The sequence below is a fragment of the Stenotrophomonas indicatrix genome, from assembly GCF_002750975.1.
In the GTDB taxonomy this organism is placed as follows: Bacteria; Pseudomonadota; Gammaproteobacteria; order Xanthomonadales; family Xanthomonadaceae; genus Stenotrophomonas; species Stenotrophomonas indicatrix.
The window spans coordinates 2,425,710-2,451,024 of record NZ_PEJS01000001.1 but is presented as its reverse complement, the minus strand read 5'-3'; the positions used below and the strand labels follow the sequence as shown (position 1 = coordinate 2,451,024).

The window sequence follows — 25,315 nt, the reverse complement described above, 5'->3', positions numbered from 1 at the left end:
GGCGGCCTTTCTGGTTCAGGCGTCCAGTCCAGGCATCCAGTCCAGGTATCCCCCTGTGGGTGTTGCGTAACCATCTGTGATGCAGGCATGGATCGGCCACAAAGCTGCGGTACGCTGCGCATCTGATGTCCGCTACGGGTTCGCTCCATGAAGGCCTTCATCCTCGCCGTATCGCTGTCGATGTCCGTTGTCCCGGGCATTGCATTCGCCCAGCCGCTGCCGGCAGAACTGGCAGCATTGGGCATCACTGCCGGCATGCCCTACAGCAAGGCCAAGCGCCTTCTTGATGCCGCAGGATGGCAGGCCAGCCCGCCACGCGATGCACCCGAAGTGTTGGACGGTTTCCCGGAAGTGGGCTGCCAGAAGGGCGGCAACAATTGCAGCAGCACTTTCGCCAAGGATGGGCAGCAGGTCGCTCTGCAGGTGGGAACCACGCTGGCGGGCCAACCCTTCGTGCAGGGCGGCCGCTGAGCACGACGGGCACTCAGCCCAGCGGCAGGTTCTCCAGCGCACGCGACATCCGATCATGCAGGTCGCGCACGCGTTCGGCCTTGGCATGCACGCGGCGCTCATCGCCGAAGCTGCGGACATAGGCGCATGCAGCGAAGCCGGCGCTTTCCCTTTCGTAGTCGGCGACCCACGCCAGGCGGTCGGGGTTGCTGGCCTGCTCGGCCGACCAGGCCGCCACCGGCGGACGGATGTGCGCGATGATGCCAAGCCGCCACGGTTTGGGTGTCAGCCGCGCACGGAAGCAATGCTGCAGCGTGCACATGCGTGCATACAACGTGTCGGTGCCCAATGCCTTGAAGAAGGCATGCACCTGCGCATCCTGTGGTTCGAACGTGGCATGCATCGCCAGTATGCGCAGCCCGGCCGGGGTGCGGTAAGCGCGCAGGTGCCAGTCGGGGTGGTGCTCGACGAATGCCTGCACGCGCTGCAGTGCGATGCCCTCGACGCCGCCGGCCCGGGCGAGCCGTCGATTGCGCCGCCCCGACAGGATCTGGTTGACCACCACCATGGCAATGCCGCCGGCCGCCAGGCCGATGTTGAAGTTGCCCAGCGCACCGCCGATCAGCGCACCGGCCGCCAGCAGCCCCAGCGCACCCAGCAGCGGCAATGCGCAGCCTGACGGAGTGGACACGTGGTCGATATCCGCAAACAGTACGTCCGGGGTGTTCAGGCATAACGCGCCGTAGCTGTTGCGGGTAACGATGACGTCATCGCTGCGCTGCACGATCTGCTCGCGGATCGGGATGCCTTCGACACCGTAGTTGGTTCGTCGCTCGCGACGCGGCACGGACTGGCCACTGAGGATGGCATCAAGCGCTTCGCGTGCACGTGCATCGGCGTGGACCTGCGCGGCGTCCTGGTCGTCGTCGGACCAGCCGAACCGGCGTACCACCAGCGGGCGTCCCCTGTACCTGTCCTGCAGGCGGGCTTCGGCCCAGTACGCTGGAACGATCATCATCCTGTATTCCCCTCGCTTCCCTGGCAGCCGGTCGGCACGAGTCTGGCACAGCCGCAGAGTGCGTTGCACGATACGGCAGCGCATGCGACGACGCGGTGGTAGATTGCGCGCTTCGCGTGCACTCCACCAAGGACGGAGCCATGTTCGTGTCATTGCGTTGCCTGCTTGCCCTGGCCCTCGGCGGGGTGATCGGCACTGCCCAGGCGGCCGCGCCGGGACCGGAAATCCTGACCGCTGATGCCACCCGTTTCTACGCGCTGTACGAGGCCGCTGGCGGCAAGCCCAGCGTGGCCCAGCTTGAGCAGTACCTGGCACAGGGCACGCCGAGCCTGGGCCAGTTCGCCAAGCTGCGCCGGGTGACCGCCCAGCGCATGGCCGAAGCGATGGCGCGCGACCCCGCGCTGTACGCCAATGGACGGGCCTGCCTGGCAGAGTTGCCGGCGGTGCGGCAGCGACTGGTGCAGGTGTTCGCTAATCTGCAGGCGATCTATCCTCAGGCGAAGTTTCCGCCGGTGGCGATCGTGGTGGGGCGCGGCAAGCCGGTGGGCATGACGTACCCCGATGGCGTGGTGATCGGCCTGGAAGCGCTGTGCGCGGCCGATTTCATGAACACCAACGCGCAGGACCGCTTCGTGCACGTGATCGCGCATGAGTACGTGCATATCCAGCAGACCGGCGTGAGCGAGTACGAAGCAGGCGACCCGCGGGCGACGGTGCTGCGCGAGTCGCTGGGCGAGGGGATCGCCGAGTTCATCGCCGAGCTGATTTCCGGCAACGTTGGCAATGGTCGGCATGCCGGCTGGACGCGGGGCAGGGAAGTGCATATCGAAAGTGCCTTCGCGCTGGACGTGGACAGCACCGATCTGGCGCCCTGGCTGTACAACTACACGCCGGGTTCGCAGGAGCCCTACGATCTGGGTTACTGGGTGGGCTACCGCATCGCCAAGGCGTATTACCTGCAGGCCGGCAACAAGCGCGATGCCGTGCGCGCGCTGATCCAGCAGGACAACCCGAAGGCGATCCTGCAGGCCAGCGGCTGGACGCCAGGGATGTGGATGCCGGCGAAGGTGACGGGTGTGGCGGCAAGGGCGGCTGCATCGGCCAAGTGACCATTGGCAGGCCGCGCTAGACTGCCCAGGTCGACAACGGAGGATGCTCATGCGCAGGAGGACTTCACTGGCCTGGCTGCTGGCCGGATCGCTCATGGCGGGGCTGGCCACGCCAGTGTTGGTGCAGGCGGTCAGCAATCCATTGCTGACCAAGCCAGTGGAGCAGGTGCAGCCAGACGAAGTGCGCTTCATGCAGCAGCGTCTGTCCGATTGGCCGCAGCTGCAGAAGTACCGCGCAGCCAATGCTGCTTTGCCCGCGCCACGGGACGGCCAGTCACGCGTGGTGTTCTTCGGCGATTCGATCACCGAAGGCTGGGGCAAGGAAGGCAGCAGCACCTTCTTCCCCGGCAAGGGTTACCTCAATCGCGGCATCAGCGGGCAGACCACCGCACAGATGCTGGTGCGCTTTTCGCAGGATGTGCTGGCGCTGCGCCCGAATGTGGTGGTGATCCTGGCCGGCACCAATGACATCGCCGGGAACACCGGCCCGTCCACGCAGGCGATGATCGAGGACAACCTGCAGGCCATGCTGGATCTGGCCAAAGCGCATGGCATCGCGGTGGTGCTGGCGTCGGTGTTGCCGGTCAGCGAGTACCCGTGGATCCCGGGCATAGCACCTGCATCCAAGGTGCGTGCATTGAATGCTGCGTTGAAGCGGCAAGCCGATGCACGCGGGCTGGTCTATCTGGACTACCACACGCCGATGGCCAACCGTGCCGGCGGACTGGATGCGCAGTTGGCAACCGATGGCGTGCATCCGACGGCGAAGGGCTATGCGCTGATGGCTCCGCTGGCCGAGGCGGCGATCAAGCGCGCGCAGGCGAACGCGCCCAAGCGCTGAGACTGGGGTAGTGCCGGCCGCTGGCCGGCAACCTCGATCTGCATGCCGAACGGACTGCCGGCCAGCAGCCGACACTACCCTATCGCCAGTTCCGCCAGAAGCCACTCACAGAAACGCATCACCAACGGACGCGGCGCCGCTGCGATAGAGTGTCCACCGAGCCGGCCGCGCACGGTGGCCGCCAGGGACGACGAGGCAGGGAATGCAGAACGGAATCGGCAGCAGGCTGCGCTTGGCCGGCGTGGCCACGGTACTGATGTTTGCAGGTCAGGCGAGCGCCCTTGCCGCGCCTGCAGCGTCTCCGGTCACACGTGAGGCGGTGGCCGGCATTTCCCTGAGCGAATGGACCGCGCGTTGGTGGCGCTGGGCTGACGAGCAGAGGGTTGCGCCTTACCTGGATCCCGATGGTCGCCTGTGCGAACTGGGCCAGGAGGGACCGGTCTGGAACCTGGCAGGAACCAATGGCCGCTTCCAGCCACGCAGGCAGTGCGTGGTGCCCGAAGGCAGGCACCTGTTGCTGCCCATCATCAACATGGCCAGCTACCAGACCGGGGAAGACGTCTCCTGCGAGGAGCTGCAGGCCGGCGCGGCGATCAACAACGACCATCTTGTCAGCGCTGTGGTGCTGCTGGACGGGCAGCCGTTGGGTGACATGCGCCTGCACCGGGTGAAGAGCGAAGGTTGCTTCCGCATGGATCCGGATGACGACGACTCGAGATTGGCTGCAGCCGACGGCTACTGGCTGATGCTCAAGCCACTGACGCCCGGTCGGCACACCGTGAGCGTCGGCGCCAACTATGGCGCGCCCGAAGGTGGCGCGTACAGCCTGATGCGGCAGACCTTCGAGTATGTGCTGCATGTGGGTGGCCGCACGCAGATCACCTTCGTGACCCCCATGATGGTGGAGGCGTCTGCCCCCTGATCTGCGTGGCAGGGGTCAATCATGGTCCAGCTTCAACGCCAGATCGGCAGCCAGCAGCGCCTCGGCTGCCGCACTCAGGGCCGGCGAGGGCGGAGCAACCACGCCGATCGATTCCATCATCTGTGGCATGCCGACGAACTGACGTGCGCGGCGGTCGTAGATGCCGGTGATCAGCAGTGCACGCGTGGCGGTTTTCTGCTCCGGGCCGATCAGTACGCGCTGCTCCATGATGCCGCGTGTGCCGACCCAGCCGACCAGTCGCGTTTCCAGGGTGAAGCGCTGGAACGGCTTCAGCTCGCGCCGGAACTGGATGGTGCCGGCGCCAACAATCGGCGCCCACTTCTCACGCAGCGCCACCTTGCCCAGGCCCATGCGCAGGATCAGGTCCAGCCGGCCCAGGTCGAAGATGTTCCAGTAGCGGCCGTTGGTCATGTGCAGGTTGCTGTCCAGGTCGTTGGGCAGCACCCGGAACTGCAGGCGGGAGACGCCGAACGGGGCGTCCAGCTTCGGCCGGAACAGGCTGCGCAGCAGCAGGTGGAGCAGGCGGAACCAGAGATTCATGATTATGACGACTGTTATAGAGCGGTCGATACGCTAGTCTATGACGACTGTCTTAGCAAGGAGCCGGCCGTGAGCCCGCGATCGTCCGATGCCCCCCAGCGTGTGATCGATGCCGCAGCGCAGATGCTCGCGCGGGTGGGCCTCAACGCGACCAGCATCCGCGAAGTGACCAAACTGGCTGATGCGCCGCTCGGGTCCACGTATCACCACTTCCCGGGCGGCAAGCAGGAATTGTTGGCACGGGCCACCACGATGGCCGGCGACAAGGTGGAGGCGCTGCTGATCGAACTGCTGAAGGGCGGCGCGGTGCAGGGGTTGCAGCAGTTCCTGGCGCTGTGGCGCGAGCGCCTGCTGCGCACCGGTTTTCGTGCCGGCTGCCCGGTGCTGGCGGCAGCCGTCGAGGAGCCGGTGGAGGCCACGCCGAGCCAGCCACGTGCGGCGGCCGCCGAGGTGTTTGCCCGCTGGCAGGGGCACCTGGCTGAGGCGTTCGTCGCCGATGGGCACGCGCCTGCCCAGGCGACCGGCCTGGCCAGCCTGGTGATTGCCAGTGTGGAAGGCGCAGTGGCGATGAGCCGCGCACTGCAGGACATCGCCCCGTTCGACCAGGTGGCTGCGCAGTTGTTGAAGGCAGCCGCACCGCCTGCCTGAGCGGCGCGCGGACTACTTGAAGAACATGTAGACCCACCCGGCAAACATGGGCACCATCACAGCGATACTGGATGCCACCAGCCAGCGTACATAGCGGCTGGCCGCATCGGCCCCTTGCCTTTTCAGTGCCCAGGCATGCAGAGGCAAGACCAGCAGGGCCTGCAGGAACAAGGCCGCCATTGCGCCAAGCCAAAGTGCAAACACGCCCAGGCAGCCGTCACTCATGCAATAGGTCGCGAACCACGACCCCCAGCCTGCCAGGCCGATCATCGGCAGGAACATGACGATGGCAACAGGACGGGTGAACTGGGACGCTTGCATGCAGGAGCCGATCCGTTCCGTGGCTGCCCAGAATATAGGATCCACACCGGACTGCGGTTGCCGTGGATCCGGCGGAAACTGGACGGGACGTGATCTGTAGACGCGGCGCCACGGCAGGGTAGAATCCGGCCAGCGCAGCCCGCGCGTGCTTGGCAAGGATGTCTGCATGCTGCACCACCTCTCGTTGGGTGTCCGCGATCTCGAGCGTGCAGGTCGCTTTTACGATGCCGTTCTTGCAGCACTCGGTTACCGCCGCGTTTTCGAAGACGACACTGCGATCGGCTATGGCCTGGTCGAGGATGAAGACCTGTTGTGCCTGAAGCTGCGCGACGATGCGGTTGCGCCGGGACCTGGCTTCCATCTGGCGTTGACGGCAACTACGCGTGCGGCCGTTGATACCTTCCATCATGCGGCCTTGGCCACCGGAGGCCAGGACAACGGACCTGCCGGTCTGCGCCCGGACTATGGCGAGCGCTACTACGCTGCGTTCGTGATCGATCCAGATGGCCATCGCATCGAGGCGGTGACCAAGGCGGCGGCATGAAACACGGACGCCAGCCCGTTTCGATGACGGGCAGCCGAAGCAGCGAAGCGATGCGTGCACGTCGGCAGCTGCAGCATCGTGGCTGGCCGCGGCTGCAGATGGCCGTGATTGTCGTGCTGACCGGTGCCGCCGGGTTCCTCGCCTCGCACGTGCTGCGCCTGGCAGGCATGGACGCGATGCTGCTGCGCTATCCGCTGGCCGTGCTGATCGCCTATGGCGTGTTCCTGCTGCTGATGTGGGTCTGGATCCGGTGGCGCTGGGATGCGGTGGCCGATGGGTTGGGCTCCGCGCCCGGCGGCGGTGACAGCCAGGCATCGCCGTGGACCGGCAGCGGCGGGCATTCCGGCGGTGGTGGCGCGTCCGCCTCCTGGGGCGAAGCCGCAGCGTCCTCCAGCGCGAGCGCCGACAGCGCATCGTTGCTGGACGTGGCCGACGGCGAGGCAGGCCTGCCGTTGCTGGCCATTCTCGGAATCATGGCGTTGGTGGCTACAGTGCTCGTGGCCAGTGTCTGGGTAGTCTGGTCTGCGCCGGTGCTGATGGCCGAGCTGCTGGTGGATGCGGCCATCGCCGGGGGTCTGTACAAGCGGATGCAGGGCATGCAGGCGCAGGGGTGGTGGCGGCTGTGCCTGTCCCATACGATCTGGCCGCTGCTGGGCCTGCTGGTGTTTTTCGCCGGGCTGGGCTGGCTTGCGCAGCAGTTGGCGCCGGATGCGGTCAGCCTGATGCAGGTATTGAAGGCGTTGTAACAGGATCTGCCACGACGTTTAATATCAATCACACGCAAGGAGAAGCGCATGGATGTCGCTGCACGCAGGAACAGGAAGTTCGTTCGTTGGCTGATGGTGGCGATGTTCGCCCTGTTGATGCCCTTCGCGGTGCTGGCCCAGTCCGGGCCTACGGCCACCCCGCCTACAACAGACGCGGCCGCCGAAGAAGCGCAGTGCCGCGCCTGCACCTATGAACGCATCGGGCACAAGGTCGACATCGGCCTGGTGGCCTTGGTGTCGCTGCTGGTGGTCGGCCTGCTGGTGGCCATTTCCCGCGAATGGGGGACGACCTCGCAGCGCTGGACCTGCCGCACGATGGCCCTGCTGCTGGTGGGCATCGGGGTGGCCCTGCTGTGGTGGGCGGGCAGCATCATCTATCTGGGCTATAACCCGTGGCAGGAGGACGCCGCTCCGCTGGATGCCGCGTTGGCCTCTACACTGCTCAGCACGTCGCCGAAGTGGCTGGCAGGGCTGTTGATGATGGGTTTCGCGCCCACTGTCTGGCGGCGCAGCGAGCGCCTGCCGTCCTGGCGCATTGCATGATCCATAGGGCGCCGGGCGATGCCCGGCGCTCCCCTTGTGAATCAGTCGAAGCGCCAGCGCACGCCTGCATACACGCCGCGGCCTTCACCGGGCGTCGAGCGCGCCACGTCCTTGCCGGCATCGTTGTAACCGGGGGTGACGGTGGCGGCGTAATGGCGGTCAGCGATGTTGCGCATCTCCGCCCACAGCTGCCAGCGGCCGCCCGGTGCGTCGTAACCAATGCGACTACCGAAGATGACGTGGCTGTCCGCCCAATAGCTGTTGGCGTAGTCCACCGCGATGCGTGAGGCGTACTCGGTGTTCAGTGCGGCATACAGGCCCGAGGCGTGGTCGAAGCGCAGTTCGGCCTGGTAAGCGTGGCGCGGCAGGCCGGGCAGGCGGTTGCTGCCAAAACGTGCATCGTGGCGGTAGCGGAAGTCGCTGAAGGTATACGCCTGGCGCAGCGACAAACGACCCGGTGCGGCATGCCACAAGGTACTGTCCAACCCGGCCTCGATGCCACGGTGCACGGTGGGGCTGGCGTTGTTCTCAGCGATGAACAGGTTCGGGACCGGCTGTAGTTCCACGCTCAGCAGTTCGTGGTTCACGTGCGCGTAGTAGCCGGTCAGTTCCCAGCGGCCCAGGGCCGCTTCGCCGCGTGCGCCCAGTTCCAGTGTGGTGGCGGTCTGGTTCTGCATCGGCACCGGCGCGCGCTGGCGGCCGGTGGACGGACCATTGCCCGCGCCGAAGTACTGGTTCGAGCCCCAGATCATCGACCACGGGTGCGGCGATTCCACCGAACGGCTGAGGTTGCCGAACCACTGCGTCTGCGGCGTCTGCTGCCAGGTGAAGCCCAGCCGCGGCGCGTAGTCCCAGTCGTGGTCTCGCAGGCGACCGCCGCTGCTCGGCCACGTGACCTGCACATCACGGCGGGTATTGATCAGTGCAAAGCCGGTCTGTACGCGCAGGCGATCATTCACGGCCAGGTTGTTGCCGATGTGCAGCGTGCTGTTGGTGCCGTGGTGGCGGAAGTCGCGCGTGCGGGTGCCGGCGGCATAACCGTTGTTGGCAAAGCGCAGCGACTCGCGCACATCGGCATCCAGGTCGTGGGTAATGCGCAGCCCGATGGTGGTCTCGCTGTCCAAACCGAACAGCGTGTGCCGGCGACGGTAGTCCAGCGTGGCATTGAGGTTGGCGTAGTCCAGCTGCTGGCGGTACAGGCTCTCGTTCAAGTCCATCGGGTACTTGTGATAGACCAGCCCGGCCTGCAGCGAGGAATCCTCGTCGATCTGCAGGGTGGTGAGATTGCCCACCCAGGTGCTGCCCGGCTGCGGGCGGCGCGCATCGATGGCCAGGTTGGCCGCGTTCGCCGCGCGCGGATCATTGCGGATCTGCTCGCGGGTCAGGCGCCCGGGTGTCTCGTGGTTGGTTTCGCGGTAGCGCACGAAGAAGCGGGTCTGCAGATCGGGGGTGATCTGCCAGCCGATGTTGGCCATCGCGCCTTTGCCATCGCCGGCCGCATGGCGCTGGTAGCCATCGAATTCGGTATTGGTATAGGCCAGGAAGTAATCGACATCGCCGCTGACGCCGCCCCAGCTGATCCCGCGCTTCTGGTAGCCGCGGCTGCCGGCTTCGTAGTGCAGCTGCACGCCAGCCGAGTCGCGACCGCTGCGGCTGATGTAGTCGATGGCTCCGCCCAGTGCCAGCGCGCCGCGTTCGAAGCCGTTGGCACCGCGCAGCACTTCCACGCGCGACAGCCACAACGGTTCCAGCAGTTCGTAAGGTGTGCCGCCCGGGCCGGTCAGTGGAAGGCCGTCGATCGACACCGCGATGCCGGAAGCGTGTGCACCCGGGCCGCGGTTGATGCCCGAGCCGCGGATCGACACCTTGGTGCCTTCGTTGCCCGGCGACTGCGCGCTGATGCCGGGCTGGTAGGCCAACACGTCGGCGCTGCTGGACAGGCGGCTGTCCGCCTTGGCCACGTCGATCACGTTGCTGGCGCCCGGCACGCGCTTCAGTGCCTCGCGCGCCTGCGCGCTGGCATCGGCGGCAGTGACCTGCACCGCGTCCAGCGTGGTGGCCTGTGGGGCGGCGTGGGCGGTGGTGGAAAGGCCAAGCAGGATGGCCAGCGACATCGGGGAGCGGGTGGGGCGGTGCGGCAGGAAGGGCATGCGGACAGTCTGTAAACCAAAAAACAGGCGCGAAAGTTAACAGGTCGAGTGCGGTACGTCACCTACCGGGTGCGCATGGGCTCACCCCGATGCGTGGCGTGGATTCACAGAAGAATCTACGGCGAGGTTTTCGCCAGCCCCTTCGACTTCGCATACAGCCGATCAGCGGTCTCCTTCTCGCCCAGCGCAGCATGGCATTCGGCAAGGCTGTCCCAGGCATTGGCCGAGGTGGGATACAGGGCCGTATTGAGGGCGAAGACCTTGAGCGCGGGCCGGTTGCCCAGATTGTTGCGGATCGCGTAGCCGGTTGCATTGATGGCCCGCTCCAGTTCGTTGGATGCAATGCCACTGTTCTCGCTCAGCCACGCACGCAGGCTGCTTTCACTGCCGCTGTCACCGGTCAAGGCATAGCCGATCAAACGTTCGGAGAGTGCTGCATGCGGAAAATCTCCTGGCGCAGCCACTGCCATCGTGCTTTCCACCAGCGTGCTCGACCAGGCATTGCGGGCGCTGCCATTGGTCAGGTACACGAACACCCAGTAGCCGCTGGCCAGCGTGCCCTTGTAGGCCAGCCGCGCACGCACGCGGGTGCCACCGTCGTGGCCGACCTGTGTGTAGCCATCGCTGCGGGTCGTATCCCAGCCGGTGGAGAAGAAGTTGCTGCCGCCGCCGGTCAGTGTCTGTGGCTGCCACAGCGCTTCCAGCGTGGCCGTGCGCACCAGCTTGCCGGTCGCCAGCGCCTGCAGGAAACGGTTCATGTCGCCCACGGTGGTCTGCAGATCGGCATGGCCCCAACCGTAGTGCGGCCATGGATCTTCATTGGCCGGCTGCAGCTGGCCGTCCTTGCCGATGTACGGCACTGCCGCGCGCTGTGCCGGCACGCTGGCTGCTCCCCACGAGGTGCTGGTCATCCTCAGCGGCTGCAGGATGCGTTCGCGTGCAATGGCCGGATAGGGCTTGCCGTAATGGGTTTCCAGCAATGCGGTGAGCACCAGGTAGTTCGCCTGCGTGTACTGCACGCGGCTACCGGTGGCGAACTGCATCGGTGCCGAACCAGCGACCTTCAGTGCGGCGGCAAGGTCCGGTGCTACGCCGGTGTAGCCCTTGCTCACCCAGCGGTTGTCCACGCGGTCGTAGTATTCGCCGATGCCAGAGCTGTGGTTGAGGAAGTCACGCACGTGGATGGCGTGCCACGTGGACGGCAGCGCCGGCACATAACGACTGGCGGGGGCATCCAGATCCACCTTGCCTTGGTCCACCAGCTGCATCACCAGCGTGCTGGTCAGCAGCTTGGCCATCGACTGCGCGGCGAAGATGGTATCGACGGTGGCGGGCGCGTGGGTGGCCGGGTCGCGTTCACCACTGGCGCCCTCGTACAGCACGTTGCCGTTGTGTGCGACCAATACCACCTGGCCGGCGATGCCGTAGCGTTCGCGGTTGCTCTGCAATTGGGTGTCGAGCCGGGAAGAAAGGCCGGCAGGGACGTCACGCGCCGAGGCGAACGGGGTGGCAAACAGGGCGCAGAGCAATGCAGCAGCGAGCGTGCGGTACATCGCGGTGATCCGTCAGCGGCGATGGCGCATCTTGGTCACGGCGGGGGATAGGGTCAAGCCAGGAGGGTTGTGCCGACCAAGGTCGGCATCTACCAGAGCCAAAGCGCATCGGGCGGTGCCGGCCAGCGGCCGGCACTACCCGGGTGCTGGGTCAGCCGAGGATTCCCGGCAGATCCAGACCCTTCTCCTTCGCGCACTCAATCGCGATCTCATACCCCGCATCGGCATGGCGCATCACGCCGGTGGCCGGGTCGTTCCACAGCACGCGTGCAATGCGCTTGGCCGCCGCTTCAGTGCCATCGCAGACGATCACCATGCCTGCGTGCTGCGAGAAGCCCATACCCACGCCGCCGCCATGGTGCAGCGACACCCACGTCGCGCCACTGGCGGTGTTGAGCAGGGCATTCAGCAGCGGCCAGTCGGACACAGCATCGGAGCCGTCGGCCATCGCTTCGGTTTCGCGGTTCGGCGAGGCCACGCTGCCGCTGTCCAGATGGTCGCGGCCGATCACCACCGGCGCCTTCAGTTCACCGTTGGCGACCATCTCGTTGAAGGCCAGGCCCAGTCGATCACGATCGCCCAGGCCGACCCAGCAGATGCGTGCCGGCAAGCCCTGGAACTTGATCTTCTCGGCGGCCATGTCCAGCCAGCGGTGCAGGTGCGGGTTGTCCGGAATCAGCTCCTTCACCTTGGCATCGGTCTTGGCGATGTCTTCCGGGTCGCCGCTCAGCGCCGCCCAACGGAACGGGCCGATGCCACGGCAGAACAGCGGCCGGATGTAGGCCGGCACGAACCCCGGGAAATCGAACGCATCCTCGACACCCTCTTCCAGCGCCATCTGCCGCAGGTTGTTGCCGTAATCCACGGTAGGCACGCCCAGCGAGTGGAAACCGAGCATGGCGCGGATGTGGTTGGCCATCGACGCACGCGCGGCCTTTTCCACTTCCTTCGGGGCGGTCACGCGCTTGGCATCCCATTCTTCCACCGTCCAGCCCTGCGGCAGGTAGCCGTTCACCGGGTCGTGGGCGGAGGTCTGGTCGGTCAGCAGGTCCGGCTTCACGCCGCGGATCAGCAGTTCGTCCAGCACGTCGGCAACGTTACCGAGCAGGCCCACCGACAGCGGCTTTTTGGCGGTGCACGATGCTTCGATCAGGCGCAGGGCCTCGTCCAGATCGTCGGTCCAGGTATCCAGGTAGCCGGTGCGCAGGCGCATCTCGATGCAGCTCTTGCGGCATTCCACCGCCAGGCAGGAGGCGCCGGCCATCACCGCGGCCAGCGGCTGCGCGCCACCCATGCCGCCCAGCCCGCCGGTGAACAGCCACTTGCCGGCCAGGCTGCCGTTGTAATGCTGGCGGCCCATTTCCACGAAGGTTTCGTAGGTGCCCTGGACGATGCCCTGTGCGCCGATGTAGATCCAGCTGCCGGCGGTCATCTGGCCATACATCGCCAGGCCTTTCTTATCCAGCTCGTTGAAGTGATCCCAGTTGGCCCAGCGCGGCACCAGGTTGGAGTTGGCGATCAGCACGCGCGGTGCATCGGCATGGGTGCGGAACACGCCCACCGGCTTGCCCGACTGCACCAGCAGGGTCTGGTCGTCGTCCAGGCGCTTGAGGGTTTCGACGATGGCGTCGAAGCTCTCCCAATCGCGTGCGGCACGGCCGATGCCGCCGTAGACCACCAGCTCCTGCGGCCGCTCGGCCACGTCCGGGTGCAGGTTGTTCATCAGCATGCGCAGCGGCGCTTCGGTGAGCCAACTCTTGGCGGTGAGCGTGGTGCCGGTCGGTGCGGCAATGGTGCGGGACGGGTCGTTGCGGGTCATGCGGCGCTCCGGTTCGTAGCGAATTCAAGGCAGGCATTGAGCACCTGCGCCAGGGTGTGGCGCAGCGGTGCGGCGTGTTCGGGGTCGAGCGGGGTGGGCCAGCTGTGCTCGTCCACCTGGTCGGGTAGTGGTTCGTGCATGTAGCCGCGGCAGGCCAGTTCCATCTGCAGGCTGTGCACACCACCGGCAATGCTGCTGTAGTGGCGGGTGATCCAGCCGCCCTTGAAGCGGCCGTTGCGCACCTGGCTCATGCCGCTGAGCGCCAGCAGGTTCTCCACCACATCGCTCAGTGCGTTGTCGCAGGAGGTGTCCGGTGCACCGGACGGCCCGGCGGTGCCGAGATTGAACTGCGGCAACTCGCCCTCGAACAGGTGCGGGATGTGCGAACGGATCGAATGCGCGTCGTACACCACCACGGTGCCGTGACGTGCACGCAGGCGTGCGATCTGCGTGGCCAGTGCGTTGTGGTACGGCGCGAAATACGTGTCGCGGCGCCGGGCAATCTCGGCGTCATCCGGCTCGCGGCCGGCGTGGTACAGCGGCTGGTTGTCGAAGGTGGTCAGCGGGCACAGGCCGGTGGTGTTTTGCCCCGGGTACAGCGACACGCCGCTGGGATCACGGTTGAGGTCGATCACCGAACGCGAGATTGCCGAGCGCACGGTGGTCGCGCCCATGCCGCGTGCGAAGTCGTACAGCTCATGCACCCACCAGTCGGCATCGCGGCGCGCCAGCCACGGCGAGTGGAAATCGCCGATCAGGTCATGCGGCAGCTCGCTGCCGGTGTGCGGGAAGCTGACGATCAGCGGCGCGTCGCCTTCGTGCACGGTCAGCCATTCGGGATGGCCGTTCATGCCTGCGGTTCCACCGTGGGCAACAGCTCGGCCAGGCCCTTGGTCAATGCGCCGCTGCGGACCAGATCGGTTGCGATCACCATGTCCGGGTGGAAATAGCGATCGTCCTGCAGCATCGGCACCTGTGCACGCAGCGTGGCGCGCACGTTTTCCAGTGCCTTGCTGGAGCGCAGCGGCGCATGGAAGTCGCAGCCCTGCGCAGCGGCCAGCAGCTCGACGCCGATCACGTTGGCCGCGTTCTCGGCCATCTGCATCAGGCGGCGTGCACCGTGCGCGGCCATCGACACGTGGTCTTCCTGGTTGGCCGAGGTGGGAATCGAATCGACGCTGGCGGGGTAGGCGCGCTGCTTGTTTTCCGAGACCAGTGCAGCGGCGGTCACCTGTGGAATCATGAAGCCGGAGTTCAAACCCGGACGCGGCGTCAGGAAGGCTGGCAGACCGGACAGCGCAGGGTCGACCAGCATCGCCAGGCGGCGCTCGCTGATCGAACCGATTTCGCACACGGCCATCGCCAGCATGTCGGCGGCGAAGGCCACCGGCTCGGCGTGGAAGTTGCCGCCGGACAGCGCCTCACCGGTATCGGTGAACACCAGCGGGTTGTCGGACACGCCGTTGGCTTCGATTTCCAGCGTGGTCGCAGCCTGGCGCAGGATGTCCAGCGCCGCGCCCATCACCTGTGGCTGGCAGCGCAGGCAGTACGGGTCCTGCACCCGCACGTCGTTGTCACGATGCGATTCGCGGATGCCCGAATCCTGCATCAGCGTGCGCAGGGTGGCGGCGGTGGCGATCTGCCCACGCTGGCCACGCAGCGCATGGATACGCGGATCGAACGGCGTATCCGAGCCCTTGGCCGCTTCCACAGACAGCGCGCCGGTGACCAGTGCGGCCTGGAACACGGTTTCGATCTCAAACAGGCCGGCCAGTGCGTACGCGGTGGAGAACTGGGTGCCGTTGAGCAGGGCCAGGCCTTCCTTCGCGCCCAGTTCCACCGGCTGCAGGCCGGCGCGTGCCAGTGCGTCCACGGCGGGCAGGCGTTCATCGCCGACGAAGGCCTCGCCGACGCCGATCATCACGCTGGCCAGATGCGAGAGCGGTGCCAGGTCGCCCGAGGCACCGACCGAGCCCTGCGCCGGCACCACCGGCAGTACGCCCTTCACCAGCATTGCTTCCAGCAGCAGCAGCGTTTCCTCGCGCACGCCGGAAGCACCCTGGGCCAGGCTGACCAGCTTCAACGCCATCATCAGCCGCACCACATTCGCCGGCATCGGCTCGCCCACGCCCGCGGCATGCGAGAGCACGATGTTCCGCTGCAGGGTGGCCAGGTCCTCGCGCTCGATGCGCACGCTGGCCAGCTTGCCGAAACCGGTGTTGATGCCATACACCGGTGCGCCCTTGGCGACGATGGCAGCCACCGTTGCGGCACTGGCACGCACCGCCGGCAACGCGGCCGGGTCAAGCGACAGCGGCGCACCGCGATACGCCTGCCGCCACTGGGCGAGGGTGACATGGCCGGGGCGAAGAACCAGGGTGTTGCTCATGTGTTGCTCCAGGAGGCAGGCAGGTCGGGCTGTCCGCGCACCACGCGCGCGTGCAGCGGGTTGAATCCAATGCGATAGACCAGGTCGGCGGGGGCGTCGATGTCCCAGATCGCCAGGTCGCAGTCCATGCCGACGGCCAGGCGGCCGATGCGCTCGCCATGGCCCAGCGCACGCGCCGCTTCACGGGTGAAGCCGGCGATGCACTCGTCCACGGTCAGGCGGAACAGGGTGGCGCCCATGTTCATTGCCAGCAGCGGGCTGGTCAGCGGCGAGGTGCCGGGGTTGCTGTCGGTGGCCAGTGCCAGCGGCACGCCGGCCGCACGCAGCGCGGCGATTGGCGGCAGGGTGGTATCGCGGGTGAAGTAGAACGCGCCCGGCAGCAGCACGGCGACGGTACCGGCGGCGGCCATCGCGGCGATGCCGGCGTCGTCCAGGTGTTCGATATGGTCCGCCGACAGCGCGCCGAAACCGGCCGCCAGTTCGGCGCCATGCTGGTTGCTCAGTTGTTCGGCGTGGATCTTGATCGCCAGACCATGCGCACGCGCAGCGTCGAATACCTGGCGGGCCTGCGCCGGCGAGAACGCGATGTTCTCGCAGAAGATGTCCACGGCCTCGGCCAGGCCTTCTGCAGCGATGGCCGGAATCATCACCTCGCACACCTCATCGGTGTATTCCTGCGCCTCGCGACCGGGCGGCACCGCGTGCGCACCGAGGAAGGTCGGCACCACGTTCACCCGGCATTCCTCGCCCAGCGCTCGTGCCACCTGCAACTGCTTGCGCTCGTCCTGCAGGGTCAGGCCGTAGCCGGACTTGATCTCGATGGTGGTTACGCCTTCGGCGCGCATCGCCAGCAGGCGCGGGCGGCTCTCGCGTGCCAACTGCTCTGGCGAGGCAGCACGGGTGGCGCGCACCGTAGAGACGATACCGCCACCGGCACGGGCGATCTCGGCATAGCTCACGCCCTGCAGGCGCTGCTCGAATTCGTTGGCGCGGTTGCCGGCGTAGACCAGGTGGGTGTGGCAATCGATCAGACCAGGCGAGATCCATCGGCCTTCGCCGTCGATGCGGGTGGTCGGCTGCAGGTCGGCATCGCTGCCGGCGGGGCCGACGTGCACGATGCGGCCATCGGTGGCGGCCAGTACTCCATCGCGCAGGACACCCAGGCCCTCGCCATCGAGGGTCATCAGGTGGACGTTGGACCAGAGGGTATCGACGTGCATGGCATCCAGAACGCGGCTGTGCTTATATGTCTATACAATATAGGCGTCCAATTCGGGTTGTCCAGCCATGTCCGATTCGCGTTCCGCGCACTCCTTCCATGCCACCCATGCCCTGCTGTCCGACGGCTGGGCCGCCGACGTCCGCCTGCAGGTGCAGGACGGGCGCATCGCCGAGGTCACGCGTGGGCAGGCTGCGCAGCAGGGCGATACCCGCGTGGGCATCCTGGTACCGGGCCTGCCGAACCTGCACAGCCACGCCTTCCAGCGCGGCATGGCCGGCCTGACCGAGATCGGTGGCGGCGACGGCGACAGTTTCTGGAGCTGGCGCGAACTGATGTACCGCTTCCTGGCCCGTCTGCGCCCGGACGCAGTGCAGGCCATCGCCGCCCAGGCCTACATGGAAATGCTGGAAAGCGGCTTCACCCGTGTCGGCGAATTCCACTACCTGCACCACGATGCCGATGGCCGCCCCTACGCCGATCGCGCCGAGATGAGCGCGCAGATTGCAGCTGCAGCCGCGCAGACCGGCATCGGCCTGACCCTGCTGCCGGTGTTCTACGCCCACGCCGATTTCGGTGGGGCGCCGCCGAACCCGGCACAGCGCCGCCTCATCCATGATGTAGACGGGTTCGCGCAGCTGCTTGATGGCGCCCGCACCGCGCTGGCCACGCTGCCCGATGCGGTGCTCGGCATCGCCCCGCACAGCCTGCGCGCGGTGACGGGCGAGGAGCTGAGCGCACTGCTGCCGCTTACCGATGGCCCGATACACATCCATATCGCCGAGCAGGTGCGCGAGGTCGAGGCCTGCCTGGCGTGGAGTGGCCGGCGACCGGTGCAGTGGCTGTACGAGCATGCCCCGGTCGATGCGCGCTGGTGCCTGGTGCACGCCACCCACATCACCGACGACGAGCGCGCGCAGATGGTCGCCAGCAACGCCGTGGCCGGGCTGTGCCCGATCACCGAGGCCAACCTGGGCGACGGCCTGTTCCCGATGCAGGCCTTCGCGCGCGAGGGCGGGCGCTTCGGCGTGGGCTCCGATTCCAACGTGCTGATCGATGCCGCAGAAGAGTTGCGCCTGCTGGAATACGGCCAGCGCCTGACCCTGCGGGGTCGCAATGTGTTGGCTCCGGATGCCGGCCGCAGCACTGGGCGTTTCCTGTTCGAGGGTGCGCTGCAGGGCGGTGCCCAGGCGCTGGGTGTGGCCGCCGGCCTGCAGGTGGGTGCCAGCGCAGACATGGTTGAACTGGATGTCGCGCACCCGGCGTTGCAGGCGCGACACGGTGACGCATGGCTTGACAGCTGGGTGTTCGCCGCACGTAATGGCGCGCTGCGATCGGTCTGGCGCCATGGCCGCCAGTGCGTGGCCGAGGGCCGCCACCTGCAGCGCGAGGCCATCACCAGCGCCTTCGCCGCTGCCCTGCGTGGCGTGCTGGGCTGATCGCCTCCCACCATCGAGACTCCACCCCGTGAAGGCCAGCAAGTCCGCCACGCTCAACCAGCGCATCCGCAGCGACCTGGAAAGCCGCATCCTCAGCGGAGAGTGGGCGCCGGGCTTCCGTATTCCGTACGAGCACGAACTGATGGAGCAGTACGGTTGCTCGCGGATGACGGTGAACAAGGTGCTGACGGCGCTGGCCGAGAGCGGCATGATCGAGCGCCGCCGCCGAGCGGGCTCCTTCGTGGCTCGACAGCCACCGCATCTGGAGCAGGTGGCGCTGGAGATCCCTGACATCGCAATGGAGGTCGGATCGCGCGGACATCAGTACGGCTACCGGCTGCTGCAGCGTGAACTGCGCCTGGCCGAGGCAGCCAATGCCGGCGAAGTGGAACTGGCCGGCAGTGAGCAGTTGCTGGCGATGCGCTGCCTGCATCTGGCCGATGGCCGGCCGCTGGCGCTGGAGCATCGCCTGATCAGCCCGGTCGGCGTGCCCGAGGTGCTGGAGGTGGATTTCAGCACCACCGCACCGGGCAGCTGGCTGCTGCAGAACGTGTCGTGGACGCGCGCCCAGCACCGCATCAGCGCCTGGGGCGCCGATGCGTCCACCGCCAGGCTGCTGGACGTGAAGCCCGGTACCGCCTGCCTGGTGATCGAGCGCCTGACCTGGCGCGGCGAACAGCCGATCACCCGCGTGCGCCAGATGTTCCTGGGCGATGCTTGGGATCTGGTCGCCCGTTTCGCACCCGGTGCGCGATAGCGGCGGACATTCCCTTCGCCGTGGCGTTGCCGGCTCTGTCGTCTTGCGCTCTGTCGGTGCGTGTGTACGATGTGTATGGTTCCTGCATGAAAAGCAGGGACCTCATCCGGGAGCTGGAAGCGGCGGGCTGGTACTGCAACCGGATCCGCGGATCCCATCATGTATTCGTGCATCCGTACCGGCCTCACATCATCACCGTTCCTCATCCCAAAAAGGATCTGGGAAAAGGGTTGGTGCAGGCACTGCGGAAGCTTGCGGGACTGACGTAGGAGGCCCTCATGCGATATCCAGTCTTGATCGAGGCCGGTGATGAACGCACCGCGTGGAGCGTGATCGCGCCGGACCTGCCTGGCTGCTTCTCGGCTGCCGACACACTCGACGATGCATTGACGTCTGCCGAAGAGGCGGCACTGGCATGGATCGACGCCGCGCTGGATGCCGGCCGCTCGATTCCACGCCCTTCATCGCCACAGAAGGTGGTAGCCGAGGCCGGAGCTGCAGCAGGATGGATCCTCGCTTACATCTGCATCGACCCTTCGTTGCTGGATGACACCATTGAGCGCGTCAACATCAGCTTGCCGCGCCGTGTCCTTGCGCGCCTGGATGCGCAGGCCAAGGCGGCCGGCGAGTCGCGCTCCAGTTACATCGCGCACCTGGCGTCACGGGGCTGACGATACGGCGACCGGGCACGCGCCTGGCGCTACACCCGGCAGCCCATCAATACGTCGCGCACTGCCGCCAGCGCACCGGCTCATCCACGCCGGGGCGGGCGTTGAGCTGCACGCGCACGTTGCGCAGGGCGGGGTAGCGCAGCACTTCCTGGCACACGCGTGGCCACACCGTTTCCAGTTCACCGGTGCGGTTGATGGCCAGCGTCTGCCGGGTCAGCCAGACGCCGCTGGCGATACCGGATTGCCCCGCCAGCGCGCGGGCCAGTTCGGCCTGGTAGCGGTCCAGCGTGGCAGCGTCCGGGTTGGGATTGCTGCGCGTGTCGTCGCCATTCTGCGCCGCGGCTGCGGCGACCATGGGAGCGGGCGCATTCGCGGCGCTTTCCGGCGCGGCGGGCGTCGGCACAGGACGTGCAGTCGGCGGCGCTACAGGTGCAACGGCCGGTGCTGGGACCGAGTCCGCCTGTTCCGGGCGCAGGCCCTGCAGGCCAAGCCCGACCAGCAGGCCCAGCGTCACTGAGGCCAGTGCGGCAATGGCGATGCGGCGCAGCGCCTCATGGCGGGCGATCGCGCGCACGCGGGTCTCAACATCGGCCGGCAGGTAGGGCTGCAGCAGTGGCCACAGGCGCGGACCATCGATTACTTCCACTGCCTGCTTTTCCGCCGCGCCCAGGCCATCGCGTTCAACCCGGCCTTCGGTGATCAGCATGCCGCCCTTGGCGCCTGCCAGTCGCGCGGCAGCACCCAGTTCGTTCACCGCAGCGGTGCCGATGCGATAGGCCAGGCCGTGCTTGCACGACACCCGCCAGGTGTTCGGTCCATCGCTGAGCAGGAAATCGCTGCTCGGCTCGCGGCTTTCCTCGCTCGGATCCTGCAGTTCACGCAGGCCGCGCTGCTCGCGCAGCATGCGCTTGATCAGCGTGGAGAACTCACGCCAGTGCATGCCCGCCAGGGCCTGCAGGCCCAGTTGCATTTCGGTACGTCGACGCTTGAACCACCACAGGTACACGGTGGCCAGGGTGCAGGTAAGCAGGGCCGACAGCAGGGCCAGAATCCAGGGAAGCATGCAGGGCGACGACGGAAGGGGCGAAAACGGAAGCCCACAGTGTAAAGGGCCGACCGGTTGATTGCGTCAGGGTGTTCCCGACAACAACCGTGATGCAGCCCGCAGATCCGCACGCGCCAGACACGAAAAAACCCGCCAATCCTGAAGCCGTGAGGGGAGGGAACAAACGGCAGCCGAAGCGATTGGCGGGTTCTACGCGATTGTCAACGAAAATTTATTGCGTTGCAACAAGGGCGGTTCAGGGCGTGCTGCCCGGCGACTGATGGCTGCCCGGCGAGGGGGCGTCCACGTCGGTGGAGGCACGGTGTTCGAGCTTGGCCAGGCGCGCGGTCAGGGCATCGATGCGGGCTTCCAGCGCGGTCACCTGATCGGCGGTCGGCACGTGCAGTCGCTTGAGTACGCCCTGCACCTGGTCATCGAAGGCCTTGTTGACCTTGTCCCAGGTTCCGGACGCCTTCTCGCGGGCTTCGTCCAGCGAGTGCTCGACGTTGTCGCGCCAGCCCGGTTCCTGCTCGCCGCTGCGTTCACGGCGGCGGGCTTCCCAGGCTTCGCCTTCCTTCACCAGGCCATCGAAGAAACGGCCTCCCTCTGCCTGCGCGCGCCCCAGGGCGCCCAGACCGGCCAGCCAGACCTGCTGTGCCGAATCGCTCAGCTTGCGCGAAAAGCGCTCTGCCTGGTCGCCGAAGCCGGCATCGTCGTCGCGGCGATCGTCATTCTCGTAACGGTTCATTGCATTCCCCGTGGGAGTTGGGCCTATCCCCGAGAGTAGCGCGGCGCGCCGTTGCTGGGCCGTGATGGCCGCAGCGCAGGTTCAGCCCAGCTTTTCCTTCAACACGCGCTGGATCTCGCTTTCGACCATGCCCTTCATTGCCGACAGCAGGAAGCCCAGCTTGGCCGTGACCCGCACCGCGCCCGGCTGCAGTTCGATCGCACCGTCCACGCCACTGCCGGAGAAATTCAGCACGTCGGCGGCCCACGACGACTTCAGGCCGAAGCGTTCGCCCAGCTTGGCGGCAACCTGCTCGATCGCTTCACGTGCCTGGGTGTCGGGCAGGGTGTGGGCGTGGCGGACATCGATGGTGGACATGCAGGCTCCTGGCGCAGGGCGGGGATCAATTGAGAGGGCGAGCATTGTGCGCATCGACGGCGCCCACGCCAAGCGCTCATCGCAGGTTCTTCTTCGTGGGCGGCCAACCTGCTAGTCTGCGCCGCGTGCAGAACCTGCTAGTTCACTTCAGTCAACAACAACAGCCCGACCAGCCGCTGCGGCCCGGGGTGCAGCGCATCGTGCGCCAGGCAAACGGCAGCGTGCGCCTCGGTGATGCCGGCAACGGCGCGCTGCTGCTTGCGCAGTTCTGCATGGACGACCGCGGCCTCTGGCTGCAGGTCGGCAACGGTATCCGTGGCATCCATGTGAATGGTCGCCCGGTGCGGCGCATGGCCCTGCTGAGGGCGGGCGACGCGGTCTACGTCGATGGCGTGGAAATGGTCCTGCAGGGCGAGGTCGACACCCTGCTGCAGGCACCGGCGCCGGCAGCCAGCGTCGAAGGCAGCGGTGACGAGCAGCGCCTGCTGCGCGGTGTGGGCGGCCTGCACCACGGCCGCAGCTACCCCCTGTCGCGCGCGCGGGTGATCGGCCGTGGCAGCGATGTCGACATCGAGATCGATGAGCCCGCCTTTGCCGAACAGCACGCGCGGGTGGAAGTCCATGGCGAGCGGGTACTGCTGCGCGACCTGGGCAGTGCCGATGGCACCCGGGTCAACGGCCTTGCCGTACGCCACTGCTGGCTGCAGGCCGGCGACCAGGTGGTGTTCGACGGCCAGCACCGGTTCGTGCTGGAAGTGCCGCACGACCCGCGCCGGCGGCCGCCACTGGCCGATGACGAAGGCAGCGACGAAGCCGAACAGGCACCGGTGGTACCGGTCGCTCCGCGTCGGGTGCGGCGCTGGCCGTGGCTGCTGGGCAGTGCGTTGCTGCTGGCAGCCGTGCTCAGCCTGCTGCTCTGGTTCGGCGCGCGCTGAATTCGTTCCGCCGGGCATGGCCCGGCGCTACCGCCCGGACCAACCCGCTTTGGGTAGTGCCGCCGCGGCAATGGATACGGATGCAACCAAATTTCCCTTGCGCCACAAGGCCGCAAGGCTGGTGCAGTGCGGCATACTAGGGGTCTTGCCCCACAGGTGTGCCATGACGCGCGCGTTCAACTTCAGTGCCGGCCCTGCAACGTTGCCGGAATCGGTCCTGCGCCAGGCGCAGGCGGAAATGCTGGACTGGCACGGTAGCGGTGCCTCCATCGTGGAAATGAGCCATCGCGGTCCGGAGTTCATGTCCGTGGCCGCCGAGGCCGAGGCCGACCTGCGTCGCCTGCTCGACATTCCCGAGGACTATGCGGTGCTGTTCCTGCCTGGTGGCGCCACTACCCAGCAGGCGTTGATCCCGCTCAACTTCGCCAGCCCCGGCCAGCGTGCCGACTACGTGGTCACCGGCCACTGGGGCAAGACCGCAGTCAAGCAGGCCAGCCCCTACGTGGACGTCAACATCGCCGCCAGCAGCGAGGCCGAAGGGTATCGCCAGCTACCCGAGCGCGCCGGTTGGCAGCTCTCTCCCGATGCCGCGTACGTGCACATCACTGCCAACGAGACCATCCACGGCGTCGAGTTCCGTGATGTGCCCGAGACCGGCAACGTGCCGCTGGTGGCCGACTTCAGTTCGTCCATCGCCAGCGAGCCGCTGGATGTGCGCCGCTACGGTGTCATCTATGCCGGTGCGCAGAAGAACCTGGGCCCGGTCGGCATCGCGGTGATGATCATCCGTCGCGACCTGCTGGAGCGTAGTGGCCAGCCACGCGCGGACATCTTCGATTACCGCTCGCACGTCGCCCGCGATTCCATGCTCAACACCCCGCCCACCTGGAACTGGTACCTGGCCGGTCTGGTGTTCAAGTGGATGCTGGCCGAAGGTGGCGTGGTCGAGTTCGCCAAACGCAACGCCGCCAAGGCCGCGCTGGTGTACGGCGCCATCGATGCCTCCGGCGGCTTCTATCGCAACGAGGTCGCCCATTCGGCGCGCTCGCGGATGAACATCCCGTTCTTCCTGCCGAACACCGACCTCGATGCCCGTTTCGTCGCCGATGCCAAGGCCGCCGGCCTGCTGGCGCTGAAGGGTCACAAGGTGGTCGGTGGCATCCGCGCCTCGCTTTACAACGCCATGCCGCTGGCCGGGGCGGAGGCGCTGGTCGCCTTCATGGCCGATTTCCAGCAGCGTCACGGCTGAGCAATGAACGGCGCGCATCGTCGGGTGCGCGCCCCGCAACAAGGAATTCCGATGGCAAGCAAACCCAGCAAGAAGGCGTCGAAGAAGGCCGAGCCGGCCAAGGACAGCGCCACTTCCAAGCCCAAGGGCAAGTCGAAGGCAACCGCGGTGCCGACCCTGGCGCCACTGGCATTGGCCGATGTGCGTTCGAAGATCGACCAGATCGACCGTGACATCCAGAGCCTGATCGCCGAACGCGCACAGTTCGCCCACCAGGTCGGCAAGGCCAAGGGCAAGCTCGCCGCTGCCGTCGACTACTACCGCCCCGAGCGCGAGGCGCAGGTGCTGCGCATGGTGGTGGATCGCAACGAAGGCCCGCTCAGCGATGAGCTGCTGGTGCACGTCTACCGCGAAATCATGTCGGCCTGCCTGGCCCAGCAGGAGCCGTTGAAGATCGGCTACCTCGGCCCGGAAGGTACCTTCAGCCAGCAGGCCGTGCTCAAGCACTTCGGCCGCTCGGCGCTGGGCCTGCCGATGGCCAGCATCGAAGAAGTGTTCCAGGAAGTGGAAGCGGGCAACGCCGATTTCGGCGTGGTGCCGGTGGAAAACTCGGGGCAGGGCACCATCCAGATCACCCTGGACATGTTCCTTACCTCCAACCTGAAGATCTGCGGCGAAGTGGAACTGCGCGTGCAGCAGTACCTGATGTCGCGCAGTGGCCGCATCGAGGACATCGAGCGCGTCTACGGCCATCCGCAGTCGTTCATGCAGACCTCGGCATGGATGCGCGCCAACCTGCCCAAGGCCGAGAAGATCCCGGTGGCCAGCAACGCCGAAGGTGCGCGCCGTGCGCGCAACGCCGACGATGCCGCGGCCATTGGCGGCGAGAGCGCCGGCCATGTGTACGGCCTGAAGAAGGTCGTCACCAAGCCGATCCAGAACGATGCCGACAACACCACCCGTTTCCTGGTGGTGGGGCGCAACATCTTCCCGACCTCCGGCCATGACCGCACCTCGGTGCTGGTGTTCATCCATGACAAGCCCGGCGCGCTGTTCGATGTGCTCAGCCCGTTCGCGCGGCATGGCATCAGCATGAACCGCATCGAATCGCGTCCCTCGCACCATGGCAAGTGGGAATACGGCTTCTTCATCGACCTGGCCGGTCACATCGACGATGCGCCGATGCAGGCCGCACTGGCCGAACTGGAAGCGCACTCGGCGCAGATCAAGGTGCTTGGCTCCTATCCGGTAGCCGTGCCCTGATCCCTGCTGCGGCGGCTG

The 25,315-nt window shown here is 66.8% G+C and carries 27 protein-coding genes; 15 read left to right on the top strand and 12 right to left on the bottom strand.

Annotation, left to right across the window (positions count from 1 at the left end; genetic code table 11):
* Window positions 1-147 precede the first annotated feature (147 nt).
* Entirely contained in the window at window positions 148-471 is a 324-nt protein-coding gene (locus CR918_RS11410) for a hypothetical protein (RefSeq protein WP_099842986.1), read from the top strand.
* Between the two features lie 13 nt (window positions 472-484).
* Here CR918_RS11410 and CR918_RS11405 read toward each other — a convergent pair whose 3' ends face one another.
* Window positions 485-1,468 carry a hypothetical protein gene (locus CR918_RS11405; RefSeq protein WP_099842984.1) on the bottom strand — a complete coding sequence of 328 codons (984 nt, stop codon included), beginning with the start codon at window positions 1,466-1,468 and terminating at the stop codon, window positions 485-487.
* Between the two features lie 140 nt (window positions 1,469-1,608).
* Between CR918_RS11405 and CR918_RS11400 the strand changes: the two genes are divergently transcribed.
* The 3 genes from CR918_RS11400 to CR918_RS11390 all read left to right on the top strand — a co-directional run bounded on the left by CR918_RS11400 (window position 1,609) and on the right by CR918_RS11390 (window position 4,340).
* Window positions 1,609-2,577: a DUF2268 domain-containing putative Zn-dependent protease gene (locus CR918_RS11400; protein WP_099842982.1), complete on the top strand. Its 969-nt coding sequence runs from the start codon at window positions 1,609-1,611 to the stop codon at window positions 2,575-2,577.
* Between the two features lie 49 nt (window positions 2,578-2,626).
* Window positions 2,627-3,418 (top strand): SGNH/GDSL hydrolase family protein, encoded by a 792-nt coding sequence (locus tag CR918_RS11395; protein ID WP_099842980.1) that lies wholly within the window; start codon window positions 2,627-2,629, stop codon window positions 3,416-3,418.
* 202 nt (window positions 3,419-3,620) lie between these two features.
* A complete protein-coding gene (locus CR918_RS11390) occupies window positions 3,621-4,340 on the top strand; it encodes a hypothetical protein (RefSeq protein WP_223486030.1) in 720 nt (239 codons plus the stop codon).
* Between the two features lie 15 nt (window positions 4,341-4,355).
* Here the strand turns inward: CR918_RS11390 and CR918_RS11385 are convergent, their stop codons facing one another.
* The gene (locus CR918_RS11385; protein WP_099842978.1) at window positions 4,356-4,901 is read right to left on the bottom strand and encodes a thioesterase family protein; all 546 of its coding nucleotides are present in this window, start codon (window positions 4,899-4,901) and stop codon (window positions 4,356-4,358) included.
* 69 nt (window positions 4,902-4,970) lie between these two features.
* Here CR918_RS11385 and CR918_RS11380 point away from each other — a divergent pair, with 69 nt between their 5' ends.
* Entirely contained in the window at window positions 4,971-5,549 is a 579-nt protein-coding gene (locus CR918_RS11380) for a TetR/AcrR family transcriptional regulator (protein ID WP_099842976.1), read from the top strand.
* 12 nt (window positions 5,550-5,561) lie between these two features.
* On the opposite strand, the gene CR918_RS11375 is transcribed toward CR918_RS11380, so the two are convergent.
* Window positions 5,562-5,870: a hypothetical protein gene (locus CR918_RS11375; protein ID WP_033831474.1), complete on the bottom strand. Its 309-nt coding sequence runs from the start codon at window positions 5,868-5,870 to the stop codon at window positions 5,562-5,564.
* A gap of 166 nt (window positions 5,871-6,036) precedes the next feature.
* Here CR918_RS11375 and CR918_RS11370 point away from each other — a divergent pair, with 166 nt between their 5' ends.
* From CR918_RS11370 to CR918_RS11360, 3 genes are read left to right on the top strand one after another with little or no spacing between them, the layout of a single operon-like run.
* Complete coding sequence (locus tag CR918_RS11370) at window positions 6,037-6,414, top strand: VOC family protein (protein WP_099842974.1); 378 nt, start codon at window positions 6,037-6,039, stop codon at window positions 6,412-6,414.
* A 50-nt stretch (window positions 6,415-6,464) separates the two neighbouring features.
* Complete coding sequence (locus CR918_RS11365; protein WP_223486024.1) at window positions 6,465-7,160, top strand: hypothetical protein; 696 nt, start codon at window positions 6,465-6,467, stop codon at window positions 7,158-7,160.
* A 48-nt stretch (window positions 7,161-7,208) separates the two neighbouring features.
* Window positions 7,209-7,724, top strand: a complete 516-nt coding sequence (locus tag CR918_RS11360; protein WP_099842970.1) for a hypothetical protein — start codon at window positions 7,209-7,211, stop codon at window positions 7,722-7,724.
* Between the two features lie 41 nt (window positions 7,725-7,765).
* Here CR918_RS11360 and CR918_RS11355 read toward each other — a convergent pair whose 3' ends face one another.
* The 6 genes from CR918_RS11355 to hutI form a co-directional block, all read right to left on the bottom strand.
* A complete protein-coding gene (locus CR918_RS11355; RefSeq protein ID WP_099842967.1) occupies window positions 7,766-9,874 on the bottom strand; it encodes a TonB-dependent receptor family protein in 2,109 nt (702 codons plus the stop codon).
* A 116-nt stretch (window positions 9,875-9,990) separates the two neighbouring features.
* On the bottom strand, window positions 9,991-11,427 hold the full coding sequence (locus CR918_RS11350) for a serine hydrolase domain-containing protein (RefSeq protein ID WP_099842965.1): 1,437 nt from the start codon (window positions 11,425-11,427) through the stop codon (window positions 9,991-9,993).
* A 151-nt stretch (window positions 11,428-11,578) separates the two neighbouring features.
* Window positions 11,579-13,246, bottom strand: coding sequence for a urocanate hydratase (hutU, locus tag CR918_RS11345; RefSeq protein WP_099842963.1), 1,668 nt, complete (start codon window positions 13,244-13,246; stop codon window positions 11,579-11,581).
* Window positions 13,243-14,097 (bottom strand): N-formylglutamate deformylase, encoded by an 855-nt coding sequence (gene hutG, locus CR918_RS11340; protein ID WP_032976262.1) that lies wholly within the window; start codon window positions 14,095-14,097, stop codon window positions 13,243-13,245. Before hutG ends, hutU begins: the two co-directional genes overlap by 4 nt.
* The gene (gene hutH, locus CR918_RS11335) at window positions 14,094-15,635 is read right to left on the bottom strand and encodes a histidine ammonia-lyase (protein WP_099842961.1); all 1,542 of its coding nucleotides are present in this window, start codon (window positions 15,633-15,635) and stop codon (window positions 14,094-14,096) included. Before hutH ends, hutG begins: the two co-directional genes overlap by 4 nt.
* Window positions 15,632-16,855 (bottom strand): imidazolonepropionase, encoded by a 1,224-nt coding sequence (gene hutI / locus CR918_RS11330; protein WP_080148874.1) that lies wholly within the window; start codon window positions 16,853-16,855, stop codon window positions 15,632-15,634. The genes hutH and hutI overlap by 4 nt, the downstream gene beginning before the upstream one ends.
* A gap of 67 nt (window positions 16,856-16,922) precedes the next feature.
* On the opposite strand from hutI, the gene CR918_RS11325 reads away from it, so the two are divergent.
* From CR918_RS11325 to CR918_RS11310, 4 genes are all read left to right on the top strand, one after another.
* Window positions 16,923-18,293, top strand: coding sequence for a formimidoylglutamate deiminase (locus tag CR918_RS11325; RefSeq protein ID WP_099784685.1), 1,371 nt, complete (start codon window positions 16,923-16,925; stop codon window positions 18,291-18,293).
* Window positions 18,294-18,321: 28 nt separating this feature from the next.
* On the top strand, window positions 18,322-19,050 hold the full coding sequence (gene hutC / locus CR918_RS11320; protein WP_099842959.1) for a histidine utilization transcriptional repressor HutC: 729 nt from the start codon (window positions 18,322-18,324) through the stop codon (window positions 19,048-19,050).
* Window positions 19,051-19,136: 86 nt separating this feature from the next.
* Entirely contained in the window at window positions 19,137-19,319 is a 183-nt protein-coding gene (locus CR918_RS11315; protein ID WP_099784683.1) for a type II toxin-antitoxin system HicA family toxin, read from the top strand.
* Window positions 19,320-19,328: 9 nt separating this feature from the next.
* A complete protein-coding gene (locus CR918_RS11310; protein ID WP_099842957.1) occupies window positions 19,329-19,721 on the top strand; it encodes a type II toxin-antitoxin system HicB family antitoxin in 393 nt (130 codons plus the stop codon).
* Window positions 19,722-19,767: 46 nt separating this feature from the next.
* Here CR918_RS11310 and CR918_RS11305 read toward each other — a convergent pair whose 3' ends face one another.
* The 3 genes from CR918_RS11305 to CR918_RS11295 form a co-directional block, all read right to left on the bottom strand.
* On the bottom strand, window positions 19,768-20,784 hold the full coding sequence (locus CR918_RS11305; protein ID WP_099842955.1) for a restriction endonuclease: 1,017 nt from the start codon (window positions 20,782-20,784) through the stop codon (window positions 19,768-19,770).
* Window positions 20,785-21,022: 238 nt separating this feature from the next.
* Window positions 21,023-21,514, bottom strand: a complete 492-nt coding sequence (locus tag CR918_RS11300; RefSeq protein WP_025876984.1) for a phasin family protein — start codon at window positions 21,512-21,514, stop codon at window positions 21,023-21,025.
* Window positions 21,515-21,595: 81 nt separating this feature from the next.
* Window positions 21,596-21,871, bottom strand: a complete 276-nt coding sequence (locus tag CR918_RS11295; protein ID WP_025876985.1) for a polyhydroxyalkanoic acid system family protein — start codon at window positions 21,869-21,871, stop codon at window positions 21,596-21,598.
* Between the two features lie 125 nt (window positions 21,872-21,996).
* On the opposite strand from CR918_RS11295, the gene CR918_RS11290 reads away from it, so the two are divergent.
* The 3 genes from CR918_RS11290 to pheA all read left to right on the top strand — a co-directional run bounded on the left by CR918_RS11290 (window position 21,997) and on the right by pheA (window position 25,297).
* Complete coding sequence (locus CR918_RS11290) at window positions 21,997-22,806, top strand: FHA domain-containing protein (protein WP_099842953.1); 810 nt, start codon at window positions 21,997-21,999, stop codon at window positions 22,804-22,806.
* 163 nt (window positions 22,807-22,969) lie between these two features.
* Window positions 22,970-24,055, top strand: a complete 1,086-nt coding sequence (gene serC, locus CR918_RS11285) for a 3-phosphoserine/phosphohydroxythreonine transaminase (protein ID WP_025878758.1) — start codon at window positions 22,970-22,972, stop codon at window positions 24,053-24,055.
* Between the two features lie 51 nt (window positions 24,056-24,106).
* A complete protein-coding gene (pheA, locus tag CR918_RS11280; protein WP_025878757.1) occupies window positions 24,107-25,297 on the top strand; it encodes a prephenate dehydratase in 1,191 nt (396 codons plus the stop codon).
* Window positions 25,298-25,315: the final 18 nt, after the last annotated feature.